The organism is Yersinia kristensenii (assembly GCF_900460525.1).
Taxonomy (GTDB): Bacteria; Pseudomonadota; Gammaproteobacteria; order Enterobacterales; family Enterobacteriaceae; genus Yersinia; species Yersinia kristensenii.
The window spans coordinates 2,832,442-2,846,487 of record NZ_UHIY01000001.1; the positions used below are offsets into that span (position 1 = coordinate 2,832,442).

Genomic DNA, 14,046 nt, shown 5'->3' on the forward strand with positions numbered 1-14,046 from the left:
ATAGGAATAGGGCAGTAATATGATCAACAACGATGTGCTCCGTAGTGTTCGCTATATGCTTAACGTAAACGATACCAAGATAACAGAGATCATTAAGCTGGCTGATTTTGACGTGGACAATGCGGATGTCGTTAATTTTCTTAAAAAAGAAGACGAAGCCGGATATCAGGATTGCCCTGATTTGGTGATGGCACATTTCCTCAATGGCCTGATTTTCTTTAGACGTGGTAAGGATGATAAGTTCCCAGCGCCAGCGGTAGAGCCGGTCATTACGAACAATATCGTGCTAAAAAAACTGCGTGTGGCATTTGAATTGAAAGATACCGATATGCACGATGTTTTCAACGCGGTCGAATTCCCAGTATCTAAGCCTGAGTTAAATGCATTGTTCCGTAAAGAAGGCAGCAAAAACTTCCGCCCTTGTGGTGATCAGGTATTACGTTATTTCCTGAAAGGTTTGACATTGCGTATCCGTGGCCCTAAAAAATAATTATTTTAATATAAAAGGCTAATATTAATTGCAAGTAAGAAAGGATTGGCATCATGCTATTCCTTTCTTATTTAAATTTATTTTATTATATTTTAATATATTTGAAATCTCAACTTTATGTCTTTTTTAATTAAATACAATCCTCATTCCTGTTGATGAATATCTATTGTTAGAAAATCGTAGGGCGGTGAAGTATTTTACGTTATATATTGAATTGCACATGGCTAATGAGACTTTACGAAATTGTTTGCATAGTAATAATATTTAGAATAGCAATGTCCAAGAATTCAAACTTCGTTTTATTTTGATCTAGAGTGGGAGGACACGGTACTAGTATCGAACTTGATAGTATCCGTATCCTGGCTGCTATTTAAGTAACTTTATGGCAGTCGAGTATTATCGATTGGTAGCGAATCTGATGATCCCCATTCGGCCCAAGAGCCATCATATAAAGATACCGACGTTGCATTTACTGCAGCTAATCCCAGAACAATCACCGCAGCTGTAACCCCCGAGCCACAGCTGGTAATAATGGGTTTGGTTAAATCCACACCGTGGGTGACAAAAATATTCTTTAGTTCCTGTGGTGATTTCAGATTGCCATTTTCAATCAGCCTTCCCCAAGGCACATTTATACTGCCTGGAATACGGCCCATCTGTAGACCGGGGCGCGGCTCTGGATCTTGTGCTTTAAATCGGCCAGCCGGGCGAGCATCTATAATTTGTATGTCATTGTTCCCTAGTGCGGCTAAAACGTCATCAACACTTTTGACTGCAACACCATTGAATATTGCTTTGAAGGTTTGAGGTGTTGGGTATGTCGGGCCGCTCTCTAATGCGAAACCTGCCTGCTGCCACCCACTAAAGCCACCCGCCAATATATATACATTTTTGGCACCAAATATACGGAATGTCCACCAAACTCGCGGTGCTGAAAAAAAATTGCCATCATCATAAATGACCAGGGTTTGCTGCTCATTGATCCCTAGTTGGCCAACCATCTCACTGAATACTTGTGGAGCTGGCAACATATGAGGTAAATCGGTGCTGCTATCTGCAACTGCATCAATTTCAAAGTAAACAGCCCCAGGAATATGTGCTTGCTCAAACTCGGCCTGAATATTTCTCTTAGGGGATAATCCGGGCGGTGACATTCTGGCATCCAGAATAGTGATATCGATATCATCAATATGATCTGCCAGCCATTGTGGTGTTACCAGAAAAGGTGAGTTCATTGCCAATTTCCTGTCAAAGTTATACAGAAGCAGCTTAGTTAAATGCTTCATCGCGGTACTTACTATATAACGAAATGACAGTATTGAAACCTCGAGTAATCAGTGATGCGTAACGCCTCGAAAATTGAGATGTTTTTTTCATTATTACGATAAAAGAAAATAAATAATTAATTTTTTGCATTTTATAATTTAGTTTTGTGAGATGGGTGATGAGATTTAATACTTTTTAATGTAAGTTTTCATCGCATTTAAGCGATTAATTGCACTGCTTCGCAAAAAGGATTTTTAATTTCATTGTCCGCTTGATAATGAAATTTTAGTTTCGTATAACCATTAACATGGAAAGTTCTTGGATGTGGACTTAATCTTAGACAGATAGGGGAATAAAATGCAAAAGGTCCGAATAGGCCTCATCGGCACCGGCTATATTGGTCGTTGCCATGCGATTGCTTATGCACAGGTTGCAACTGTTTTTCCTTTAAAAGGGGTACCGGTATTAGAAATGCTGGCAGAAGTCACGCCTGAATTGGCCCGGCAACGTGCTGCTGAGTTTGGTTTCTCCCGATCGACTGCAAATTGGCAAGAATTGGTAGTTGATCCCGTTATTGATGTAGTAGATATTTGTGCACCAAATTTCTTACACAAGGAAATTGCTCTCGCGGCCATAAGCCATGGCAAGCATGTTTATTCCGAAAAGCCTCTGGCTCTTAATGCAGAAGATGCTAAAGAAATGGCTGAAGCGGCGCGTGAAAAAGGTGTGAAAACGCTAGTGGGATTTAATTATATAAAGAATCCCACCAGTCAGTTAGCACGGGAGATTATTGCCAATGGTGAGATTGGTGATATCGTGCATTTTTATGGCACCCATAATGAAGATTATCTGGCAGACCCGCAGACACCGTTAGATTGGCACTGTACTAAGGCGCAGGCAGGGCTAGGAGCATTGGGCGATTTAGCTGCCCATATAGTCAATATGGCCCATTATTTAGTGGGTAATATCACTAGTGTATGTGGGGATATGCAGACCGTCATTAAACAGCGGCCCGACCCGAAAAATCCCTCTTTATTACGGACGGTAGAAAATGAAGATCAAGCAGGAGCTCTCGTGCGTTTTGTTAATGGGGCGATGGGGACCATAGAGACCTCACGTATTGCATGTGGTCGCAAAATGGGCTTGACCTATGTGGTCACCGGAACCAAGGGCACAATTAGTTATTCCCAAGAGCGCATGGCGGAATTACAGCTCTATCGGCATGATGAACCACAGTCCAGACAAGGATTTAAAACACTACTTACAGGGCCATTGCACCCGGACTACGCAGCATTTTGTGTGAGTTCTGGGCATGGTATTGGATTTAATGACCAAAAAACGGTAGAGATCCGCGATTTAATTAATGGAATTGCTGCCGGAGATCGTATGTGGCCGGATTTCGACGAAGGGTGGAAAGTCTCCAGAGTACTAGACGCTATTGCTATTTCAGCGAAGGAACTGCGTTGGGTTAATGTTATAGAAGATTGCTATGGCCGCTAATTGTTCACCGCTTTGCGACTTTTGTGACATCCATATAAAGGGTGATTATCTCATTCTCAGATTTACATAGTATTTTAAGTTAGTTAGCAGCAGAGATCATTAAGTTGATACTGGCCGGAATTATGCCAAGTATGAGCTTTTAATATGTCTTCTACTGATACCAAATTGAATCACCGTGAAGCCGGAGCCGCTTATTACCTTAGCGAGCGGCAACGGGCACGGATAAAATTGTTATCTCGTTCTTGGGTATGGCGGTTGGAATTGCCTACCTGGATATTGATTACGATTATTTATACTGGCTGGTTTGCCTGCGTTATTTACTGGCAACAATTGGGCCCAGTGCTTGGTAGTACATTGCTAATATTGTTAAGCGCGTGGTATATGTCGCTACAACATGAACTGATCCACGGCCATCCAACTCGCTGGCGACGAGTTAATCAGCTATTAGGGACTTTGCCATTAGCAGTTTGGTATCCCTATGGTCTTTATCGTGATTCCCATATTCAACACCACAAAGACGAAGACTTGACTCATCCAGAAAAAGATCCAGAGTGTTATTATTATACTGCTGAACAATGGCAGCGTTTTCCCCCATTATTCAAAAGCATTGTGCGTATTAACAATACTTTTATTGGCCGATTAATTCTAGGGCCAGCACTGGATATCATTGACACTATCCGCAATGCAATCAGTGCATTTATTACGGGCGATCGCCCTGCCATGGCAATGTGGTTGGTTCATTTTGGCTTACTTGGCTTATTGTTTCACTGGATGGCGGGTTATGGTATTTCGGCTATTTTCTATATTTTGGTGATTAGCTATCCAGCGCTCAGTCTGACTAAAATTAGATCCTTTTTTGAGCATCGTGCAGCTGAAAATAGTGCAGCACGTTCTACTTTAAATGAGGCGGCATGGCCGTGGCGTCTACTATTTTTAAACCTCAACTATCATCTGGTCCATCATGATTTACCCGCTTTACCTTGGTATGGGTTACGCCAGATTTATCTGGAAAATCGGGTTCAATATCAACATCGCAGCGAGCAATTCGTGGTGAACGGCTATACTGAATGGTTCGAAGCATTTGTTTTTACAGCTTTGGAGATAGAAACCCATCCCTTTTACGATAGTGAAAATAAAGCTCTGACTGAGAGGATACAAGACACTGTGATTGACAGTGGAGATAGGCGGTCTGAGTCAGTCTAAAGCGCTTATCAAAGTGAAAGCGAGGCCGTTGGGATACCTACAAACCATAGGGCATGTTTTCATTTAACCGTATTTTACTGTTGTTATATACAGTTAATTGTGTAATCTTAACGGTTAATTTTAGCAGCAAAACTCTTTTAAATACTTAGCTATCATACTGTTATGCATAAGATAGATTAGCCTTCTAGCTTAGAGTGGCTTGAATAATATATTTAATATCAATTGGTTATTTGGTTTATTTTTGACTAAATCTAATATGGTTGCTGATTTGTTAATGGTTTTGTTTTTATGCTTTTTTGGCATAGGTATTTTACAAACATTAACGAGATAACTTTCATTAACCCTTGAGCACATAGAGGTAAAGCATGGCAAAGACCCTAACCCGTAGCCGGATTTTTGCGTTAGCCACAGTAATGTTGGCTGTATCGGCTGGAGCATCACAGGCTGCTGATACTGTCCGTGTTGGCTCAAAAATTGATACCGAAGGCTCATTGCTGGGCAATATTATAGTGCAGGTTCTTGATGCTAATGGAATTAAAACAACCAATAAATCCCAGTTGGGCACTACCAAAGTGGTGCGTGGAGCTATCACCGCTGGTGAGATTGATATTTACCCTGAATACACGGGTAACGGTGCTTTTTTCTTCTCTGATGAAAAAGATCCTGCCTGGAAAGATGCAAAAGCAGGCTATGAAAAAGTAAAGAAATTGGATTATGACAAGAATAAACTGGTGTGGCTTTCACCCGCTCCGGCGAACAACACGTGGACCATTGCTATTCGCCAGGATCTAGCTAATGCGAATAATTTGAAAACATTAGATGATTTAGGCAAATGGATAAATGCGGGTGGCAAATTCAAATTGGCTGCCTCAGCTGAATTTATTGAAAGACCTGATGCCCTGCCAGCTTTCCAACAAGCATATGGTTTCAAATTGAATCAAGACCAATTGCTATCATTGGCAGGTGGTGACACTGCGGTAACAATTAAAGCAGCTGCCGAGCAAACCTCTGGAGTTAACGCCGCCATGGCGTATGGAACTGATGGTCCGGTCGCTGCATTAGGGCTGCGAACATTGGAAGATACTAAAGGTGTACAACCTATCTATGCGCCAACCCCAATAATCCGTGAAGCCACACTGAAAGCGCATCCTAATATCCCTGCTTTGCTTGATCCTGTATTTGCCACACTTGATAGTGCAACCTTACAAAAACTGAATGCTCGCATTGCAGTAGAAGGTCAGGATGCGAAGAAAGTTGCGGCCAATTACCTGAAAGAAAAAGGGTTTGTTAAAGGATAGTGATGTATATCAGGGATGGTACTGTAGGTATCTATTTCATATCCTATAGCACCATCAAATAAACAGATAATCTATTGTTATAAAAAGATTATCTGTCAGGGAGATGGGGTGTATGGTTGTAAAAAACCGAGTTCTGCTGGCGCTGGTTCTTTTGATGATTTTATCGGGGGTAGGCTTTTCCTTTGTGAGCCATGCACCGAATCGGTTGATCTCTGGTCAGGGCATTTCATTAGTATCATTGATAGCTGGGCCTGTTTGGTGGTTATTAGTGCCGATATTGATGCTATCTACTTTTGCATTCTTTAAACAAAATACTGTGGTGTTTTGGTCAACAGTTTTAATAGCCGAAATACTGTTGTTCGGCTTGTTGTTACTGGCAGGAACAACAGCGACACAACTTGCTGGTGGCGAAGAAAGCCTCGCTCGCACGTCACTTGGTAGTGGGTTTTGGTTGATGAGTGGGATGAGCATATTAATTGCTGTCGATAGCTTGTCCCGTGCGATTGTGAATCCTGTTTGGCGCAGTTTGGCAAATATTTTGTTAGTTCTACCAGTTGTACTGTTGTTGGCAACCGGGCAACTTGATCAATTGTCATTAATGAAAGAGTACGTTAATCGGCAAGACGTATTTGATGATGCATTATGGCGACACCTTCAAATTTTGTTGGCAACACTGATACCCGCTGTACTCTTGGGTATTCCCCTTGGTCTATTCTGCTTTCGCTCTCATCGTTTTCAAGGCACTATTTTTTCAACATTGAATATTATTCAAACTATTCCATCCATTGCTTTGTTTGGTTTGTTGATTGCACCTTTGGCAGGGTTGGCTGCGGCTATTCCCTGGTTGGCAGACCATGGGGTGAGTGGTATCGGGTTAGCGCCAGCGATTATCGCACTTGTGCTTTATGCTTTATTACCATTAGTACGCAATGTAGTTGCCGGGTTAGAGGCCGTGCCTGACAGTGTTGTTGAATCGGCGCGAGGGATGGGGATGACCCGCACTCAGCTGTTCTTTCGGGTTCAGATCCCGATTGCAATGCCATTTATTTTATCCGGAGTTCGTATTATTGCTGTGCAAACCGTCGGCTTGGCCGTTGTCGCTGCGTTGATTGGGGCCGGTGGATTGGGCGCGATTGTATTTCAAGGTTTACTGAGCAGTGCATTGGATTTGGTGTTATTGGGCGTAATCCCCGTGATAGTGATGGCGGTAGTAGTTGATTCGCTGTTTAAATTCATCGTTATTTTTATGGATACTTCGCATCGATGATTCATTTCCATCAGGTAACTAAATATTTTGCCGGCAAACGGGCAGTAGATAACCTAACGTTACAGATTGCTAAAGGGGAATTTACGGTGCTGATTGGTACCTCGGGTTCCGGTAAGTCGACCACATTAAAAATGATTAATCGGCTTATCGAACATGATGAGGGGGAGATCCATTTTGCTGGTGAAGAAATTCGTAATTATAAGCCTGAAGATATACGGCGACGCATGGGGTATGCCATCCAATCAATAGGCTTATTCCCCCATTGGACTGTGGAACGCAATATTGGCACTGTACCGCAATTGCTCAAATGGCCCCAGGAGCGCATCCGTCAACGGGTTATTGAATTGCTTGAGTTATTGCATCTGGATCCCGAACAGTTTCTTCATCGCTATCCTCATCAATTGTCAGGCGGACAGCAACAGCGGGTAGGTGTTGCCCGAGCTTTGGCGGCAGATCCAGAAGTCTTGTTGATGGACGAGCCATTTGGTGCATTAGACCCAGTGACACGTTCAGCATTGCAGTTCGAAATTAGTCGTATTCACCAGTTATCGGGTCGGACTATTGTTCTTGTCACTCATGATATTGATGAAGCTTTGAGTTTGGCTGATCGCATAGTATTGATGGATGGTGGGCGAGTTATACAGCAAGGAACACCCATTGAAATGTTAACTCAGCCCGCGAATGACTTTGTTCGTGATTTCTTTGGTCGCAGTGATCTTGGTATTAAGCTGTTATCGCTTGGGCGGGCTGAACAACGTGTTAGGCGTGGTGAAACTTTGGTTGGGCAACCAATACTCGGTACGACTAGTTTGCGTGAAGCACTCTCCCTGTTTGTGTCGCGTCAGACAGATAAATTACTGGTCGCTGATGAACATGGGCAATCATTGGGGGTGCTTTACTTTGCAGATCTGATAGCCGATGCGGATGAGGGGGGCTCATGAAACCGACAGCTGTCAAAACGGGTGATGTGAAAGCGCTCCCTCTGGAGAAGCTCAAATCAGGATTATTATATTGTTTAAAAGATCCTCTTTGTTGGGCATTACTCTTACTGGCCGGTCTGGTTTTTGGTATGACCTCCTTGGGCGGCATTTTTTCGGCGTTATTCCCTGATCTCGACAGACCTATTTATGTGCAGGATACATTTTGGTCACTGGTCGTCGCCCATGTTTTTTTGGTGCTGGTTTCCAGTATTATTGCTATTTTCATTGGGGTTAGCGCAGGTATTGGTGTGACTCGCCCGGCAGGGAAAGAGTTTCGTTCGGTGGTAGAAACTATTGTCGCGATGGGGCAGACATTTCCACCTGTTGCGGTGCTCGCTATTGCCGTCCCAGTGATGGGCTTTAGCGAAAAGCCTGCCATTATTGCCTTAGTACTTTATGGTTTATTACCTATTTTACAAGGGACTATTACGGGGGTTGAGTCTGTTTCCAGGGATATCCGCGAGGTAGCGGAAGGTGTGGGGATGAACGCCCGGCAGATTTTATGGCGTGTAGAATTGCCTTTGGCTGCACCGGTTATTGTTGCGGGCATCCGGACGTCAGTCATTATCAATATTGGTACTGCTGCTATTGCTTCAACTGTCGGGACGAAAACGCTAGGTTCCCCGATTATTATCGGACTGAGCGGTTTTAATACTGCTTATGTTATTCAGGGTGCGATTGTAGTCGCCTTATTGGCAATTATTACGGATATGATTTTTACCCGTTGGAACCGGCGTTTGTCTCGTTGGCGGGAATTACAATCTCTCCCTGTCGTAAAACATAACTGATCCTCCAGTCTGCGGCTCTTCTTAAGTAGGTGCCTATCATGATTTCACTGCCCATGTATGGGGTTCGGCTGGAACAAGATGTCCAGCCTCTTTGGCAATTGTTGTTGCAACAATTGCGCGGCCATGGTGTCTCTGGAGTAAGTGAACAGTTACTCTGGCCTTTAGATTTATTGCAACATTGGCGTGACCCTACACTGCTTTTGAGTCAGACCTGTGGTTTTCCTCTGGTGACTCAACTGCAACAGCAGGTACGGTTGGTTGGGGTATTCAGTTATCAATCACCTTATTGTTCAGGTGAGTACTACCGTAGTTTAGTGGTCGTTCGTGACGATGAACAAGGCGAGCAACTGTCTGACTTTCGTCATCGGACAGTTGTCTACAACAGCACAAACTCCCACTCCGGATATAATGCATTACGTACTTTGATTGCCCCATTGGCGGTTAATGGGGGGTTCTTTTCGCGCAGTATAGCTTCGGGTAGTCACTATCGTTCAATTGAAATGATTCAACAACGGCAAGCAGATATTGCTGCGATAGATTGTGTGAGCTTCGCATTATTACAGCGTGATGATCCATCAGCCGTTGTCGGATTAAAGATTATCGCGAAAACTGATGCCGTACCTGGGTTACCCCTTATTACCTCGGTAACAACATCTGAAAAAGAGCTTATCCAGATACGTCAGGCCATTAGAGCTACAATCAATTCGCCAGAGGCGACCTCAGCTAAAGCTATGCTATTGATTAACGGGTTTAGCGTCTTACCTTGGTCAGCCTATAACGTTATTAAGCAGATGGAAGAAAAGGCTGCTGAATTAGGTGTGTTCACTCTTTAAAACAGCTAGTAGGGAAGAGCTGATTCTCGGTGATATAGGTTAAGACAGAGGCCATAATGCCCCCAAGGCTCGCAGGTGTTTGAACGGGTCAGGGGCTTGCAAACTTTTTGGCAGCAGAAACGCCGCTATTGGATGGGTGCTTACGGTGATTCCTGACCATTGTTGGACAAGCCCGCAGGGCCAATATCAGACAATGGACTTGATTCCGTGGTTTCAGTTTCATGTGGGGTTGTTGAACGGGTATAAATGTTCAACCCAGCCAGAAAAACGCCGCCTAATGAACTCAGAGCCATGACTGCAATCAGAATAATGAGTGTTTTTCTCAGCATAATTATTTTCACTTTTTATCTAAACAGCGTGAATTATAACCCGTTTACTAAATGAAACAACCATGTTGCATTCTTGCTGTATAAACTCGTCATACTTCAAGCTTGCATGTACGTTGGTTTTTTTCGTTACTCGGCCCGCCCTGCGGGTCAGCGCCAACGCTGGTCAAAATGGTTTACAACCAATTTGCCATTCTATTACCGCCTTCCCGCAACTCGGGTTATTTAGAGCATAGAGATTAACGAGATTTAAACAGAAATTTCCCTAAGGTTACCAAAACCACCGCAGAAACAATGACGGCTAATGCCCACCATTCCCGGGTAGATAAACTTTCACCAGCAAAACCAATGCCCAATAATACCGCAACGACTGGGTTTACATAGGCATAACTGGTTGCCACTGCTGGGCGGACATTTTTCAGTAGGAACATATAAGCACTGATGGCAAGCATTGAGCCAAAAACAATCAAGTAAAGTAGTGACAGGATACCCGCCATTGAGGGCGTTTGGGTTAGTTCTTCACCACTTAGCGTACTGGCAAGCAGCAGAATAACGCCAGCGACCAGCATTTGCGCCGCACCGGACATCGGCCCATTGGGTAACGCGAGTCGTGAGCTCCATACTGAGCCGAATGCCCAACTGGCAGAAGCCAGTAATATCAGCATCGCGCCCAGTGGATTGCCTAATAAGTTACTGCCGGTATTGAGCAATATAATACCGACTAACCCAAGTGCAATACCTGACCACTCCAGTTTAGTATTACGCATCCCCCATAACATACTGAAACACAAAGTGAATAATGGAACGGTCGCGACCATGACGGCGGCAATACCGGAGGGAACATGCTGGTGTTCTGCAATGGTGACCAACCCATTGCCGATAGCTAATAATAAAACACCAATTGCGCTGGCACCCATCCATTGGCGAAAAGTGGGGAGGGCATGGCCACGAATAGCCAGGAAGCTGAACAATAATACCCCGGCAATCAGATAGCGTAATCCCGCCATCATCAACGGTGGCCAGCTTTCGACTCCGATGCGAATGACCAGATAAGTAGAACCCCAGACGAAGTATAAGGTGAAAAGTGAACCGACCAGCAACCACAGATTACGGCTATTTTGCTTCAGCATAGTTATTCAATAAGAAAGGAACAATAAAACAGAGATGTACCAGTAAACATGAGAATAGCTGTCGTTAGCAAAGGTTTTTATCATTTATTTACGTTTTAATTTTTCGTCTAAAATTTTTGTTAAAACAGAGGGTTATTCTTATGGTTAACAACGGTTGGGTTAATAAGCAGTGACAAAACCTACTCTTCTTAAGAAAGCAAAAATTGCTTCAGGCATGATGCATAAAATCAGGATACTCAACTGAGCCTATATGACAATTATCAGACAAGGTGAGTGGTTTATGGGAGCAATACATTTGCTGATGGGGAGCCAGATTAGGATGTGTATTATTAATCTGACACGTTCTTATTCCGTCCTGGCGGTACTGCTGGCACTGTTTTTTATGCCCATCGCCGAGGCAGCACAGAGTGAATACGCCTTTTTATCCGCCAGTATGTTGCAGCATAACCAACGGGTTATCGCGGAAGATAAGACGAAAGGGCGGGGGCTGATGCCGGTGGCAACCCAGCAGGCCTATCGCCAGTTATTGCAGCAAGCGGATAAAGCGCTAAAGCAGCCAGACCCTGGTGTTATGGATAAAAACAGAGTACCGCCCAGTGGCTCTAAACATGACTATCTGAGTCTCAGTGCATATTGGTGGCCGGATAGTCAAAAAAAGGACGGTTTACCCTGGAAACATAAAGACGGGCAAATTAACCCCGCCAGTAAAAATGAAGAGAGTGATGGTGTACGTTTGGCGGATTTTACAGCTCAGGTGCAAACATTAACATTGGCTTGGTATTTTTCCGGTCAACAGCAATATGCCGATAAAGCCATCAGCATGATTCGAACATGGTTCATTGACCCGGATACTCGCATGAACCCTAATCTCAATTTTGCTCAAGGTGTACCGGGCATTGCCGCAGGGCGCGGAACCGGCGTCTTGGACGGGCGCTATTTTGCCACTCGCATTATCGATTCACTGATAATGTTACAGCAAAATAAGCGCTGGACAGCGCAAGATGAAAAGGACATTAGGCAATGGATGATGGTGTATCTACAGTGGCTCCAACAGAGTCCGGCAGGTAAAAAAGAAGCTGTGGCTCTGAATAATCACGGTAATTGGTATGCAGTGCAAGTGGCGGGTATCGCCTGGTATCTGCAACAGACCCAGACCGTGGTTGAGATGGCGAATTTGTTGAAAGCCAAACTGAATGTTCAATTAGCGGCAGATGGATCCCAACCGCTAGAGTTAGCGCGGACGCGCTCTTTCCACTACAGCTATTTTAGTTTACAGGCTGCTGTATTGATGGCCCGATTGGCTGATAAAGTTCACGTTGGCTTGTGGCATTATCAAACCCCGAATGGCAGTGATTTGATTAAGGCTCTTGATTTTATGGCTCCTTTTTCTGTTGAGCAGAGTAAATGGCCCTATCCTAGCCTTGATTATATTGGTGTACGGTTAGTTCCTCTGATGGTTCAGGCAGACCAAGCATTGGGTGAGAATCGCTATCAACAGTGGATTGAACAAGCTCATTTTTCTGATATAGCGAGTAAAACGGAGAAAAAACAAAACGGCGCGGTAACTGAAGTGCTACGTGACGTTGGGTTATTATCTATTCCTATTAATAAATGATTATTGATCAATAATAAAAAAACCGGGAGTGATCTCCCGGCAAAATGTGATGACTGCTAATAAAATATATTCACAAAACACGATGAAACATTCAAACAATAAAATAATGAGGGTAATGCTAATAAGTCACGATTAGAACTGATAGACCAGACCAACTGCAACCACGTTATCTGTGTTCAGTTTCAGTTTGTTATCATTGTTCAGCTGGTTTATTTTATAATCTACATAGGTTGACATGTTTTTATTGAAGTAATATAAAGCGCCGATGTCAATGTATTTGACTAAGTCAGCATCGCCAACACCTTCGATATCTTTTCCTTTAGACTGAATATAAGCCAACGAAGGTTTTAAACCGAAATCGAACTGATATTGTGCGACCAATTCAATGTTCTGGGTTTTATTAGCAAAACCACTTACACCAGTTGAAATATTATTAATAACCGCGGTGCCAGAAATAGGCGTCATATTGCGAGTTTCAGCGTAAGTAGCCCCTAAGTACACACCGTTATCATCATATTTCAGGCCAGTTGTCCAGGCATCAGCTTTATCGCCTTTACCAAATCGACCTTCTTTCTGTGCTGTTGTGCGGTTAGATGAGGCATAAGCCGCACCTACACTGACACCTGCGCCAATCGCGTAGCTGGAGGACATACCGAAGCCGTCGCCATTCTGTTTGGTGGCATCTGCGCGGCCATTGGTGTTGTCAGATTCGTTGCCGTTCTTCCCCTGATATTGCAGGGAGAATTTCAGGCCATCAACTAAACCGAAGAAATCTGTGTTGCGGTAAGTCGCTACGCCAGTGGTACGGCCAGTCAAGAAGTTATCGGTTCTGGTGTAGCTGTCATTACCGAATTCCGGCAGCATATCGGTCCAGGCGGCGATGTCATATAATACGCCGTAGTTACGACCATAATCGATTGAGCCTAATTTCCCGTAACGTAAACCCGCAAATGCTAAGCGTGTTTTGTTGTCTTTTGTTTCCTGGCTTTCAGCGTAGTTAGCGGCAATGTTATATTCCCATTGGCCATAACCGGTCAATTGGTCGGTGATTTGGGTAGCGCCTTTGAAACCAAAACGGACGTAAGATTTGTCCCCGTCACTTTTATTATTATCAGAGAAGTAATGCAGCGCTTTTACTTTTCCGTATAAATCAAGTTTATTACCATCTTTATTATAAATTTCTGCTGCGTGTGAAGAAGTGGCAACTAATAAAGCCGGTATCAGGATTGCCAGAATATTACGTTTCATATTTATGCCCTGTTTCTCTTATTTGAAAAGACGCGAATAGTCGAATTTTTTTGCTGTATTCAATATCTGTCTGAATTCATCCAGCGCAGAATTTTTACCGCA

Annotated in this window: 13 protein-coding genes; 9 read left to right on the forward strand and 4 right to left on the reverse strand. The window is 43.7% G+C overall.

Annotated features, from left to right (window positions below):
- Positions 1-19 precede the first annotated feature (19 nt).
- Positions 20-490: a YehS family protein gene (locus DX162_RS12925; protein ID WP_032820273.1), complete on the forward strand. Its 471-nt coding sequence runs from the start codon at positions 20-22 to the stop codon at positions 488-490.
- Positions 491-870: 380 nt separating this feature from the next.
- Here DX162_RS12925 and sseA read toward each other — a convergent pair whose 3' ends face one another.
- Entirely contained in the window at positions 871-1,725 is an 855-nt protein-coding gene (gene sseA, locus DX162_RS12930) for a 3-mercaptopyruvate sulfurtransferase (protein ID WP_098081206.1), read from the reverse strand.
- Positions 1,726-2,113: 388 nt separating this feature from the next.
- On the opposite strand from sseA, the gene DX162_RS12935 reads away from it, so the two are divergent.
- The 7 genes from DX162_RS12935 (at position 2,114) to DX162_RS12965 (ending at position 9,625) form a co-directional block, all read left to right on the forward strand.
- Positions 2,114-3,256, forward strand: a complete 1,143-nt coding sequence (locus tag DX162_RS12935) for a Gfo/Idh/MocA family protein (protein ID WP_004391513.1) — start codon at positions 2,114-2,116, stop codon at positions 3,254-3,256.
- Positions 3,257-3,400: 144 nt separating this feature from the next.
- The gene (locus tag DX162_RS12940; protein WP_004391512.1) at positions 3,401-4,459 is read left to right on the forward strand and encodes a fatty acid desaturase; all 1,059 of its coding nucleotides are present in this window, start codon (positions 3,401-3,403) and stop codon (positions 4,457-4,459) included.
- 365 nt (positions 4,460-4,824) lie between these two features.
- Positions 4,825-5,757 (forward strand): glycine betaine ABC transporter substrate-binding protein OsmF, encoded by a 933-nt coding sequence (gene osmF, locus DX162_RS12945; RefSeq protein WP_004391509.1) that lies wholly within the window; start codon positions 4,825-4,827, stop codon positions 5,755-5,757.
- A gap of 112 nt (positions 5,758-5,869) precedes the next feature.
- The gene (locus DX162_RS12950) at positions 5,870-7,024 is read left to right on the forward strand and encodes an ABC transporter permease (RefSeq protein ID WP_004391508.1); all 1,155 of its coding nucleotides are present in this window, start codon (positions 5,870-5,872) and stop codon (positions 7,022-7,024) included.
- Positions 7,021-7,965 (forward strand): ABC transporter ATP-binding protein, encoded by a 945-nt coding sequence (locus DX162_RS12955; protein WP_032820272.1) that lies wholly within the window; start codon positions 7,021-7,023, stop codon positions 7,963-7,965. The genes DX162_RS12950 and DX162_RS12955 overlap by 4 nt, the downstream gene beginning before the upstream one ends.
- A gap of 128 nt (positions 7,966-8,093) precedes the next feature.
- A complete protein-coding gene (locus DX162_RS12960) occupies positions 8,094-8,792 on the forward strand; it encodes an ABC transporter permease (protein WP_080548324.1) in 699 nt (232 codons plus the stop codon).
- A gap of 38 nt (positions 8,793-8,830) precedes the next feature.
- On the forward strand, positions 8,831-9,625 hold the full coding sequence (locus DX162_RS12965) for a phosphate/phosphite/phosphonate ABC transporter substrate-binding protein (protein ID WP_004391505.1): 795 nt from the start codon (positions 8,831-8,833) through the stop codon (positions 9,623-9,625).
- A 140-nt stretch (positions 9,626-9,765) separates the two neighbouring features.
- On the opposite strand, the gene DX162_RS12975 is transcribed toward DX162_RS12965, so the two are convergent.
- Positions 9,766-9,954, reverse strand: a complete 189-nt coding sequence (locus DX162_RS12975) for a hypothetical protein (protein ID WP_032820269.1) — start codon at positions 9,952-9,954, stop codon at positions 9,766-9,768.
- Positions 9,955-10,190: 236 nt separating this feature from the next.
- Complete coding sequence (gene yedA, locus DX162_RS12980) at positions 10,191-11,081, reverse strand: drug/metabolite exporter YedA (protein WP_004391503.1); 891 nt, start codon at positions 11,079-11,081, stop codon at positions 10,191-10,193.
- A 301-nt stretch (positions 11,082-11,382) separates the two neighbouring features.
- Here yedA and DX162_RS12985 point away from each other — a divergent pair, with 301 nt between their 5' ends.
- Positions 11,383-12,696: an alginate lyase family protein gene (locus DX162_RS12985; protein WP_086017138.1), complete on the forward strand. Its 1,314-nt coding sequence runs from the start codon at positions 11,383-11,385 to the stop codon at positions 12,694-12,696.
- Positions 12,697-12,828: 132 nt separating this feature from the next.
- Here the strand turns inward: DX162_RS12985 and ompF2 are convergent, their stop codons facing one another.
- Positions 12,829-13,944 (reverse strand): porin OmpF2, encoded by a 1,116-nt coding sequence (ompF2, locus tag DX162_RS12990; RefSeq protein ID WP_004391501.1) that lies wholly within the window; start codon positions 13,942-13,944, stop codon positions 12,829-12,831.
- Positions 13,945-14,046 lie beyond the last annotated feature (102 nt).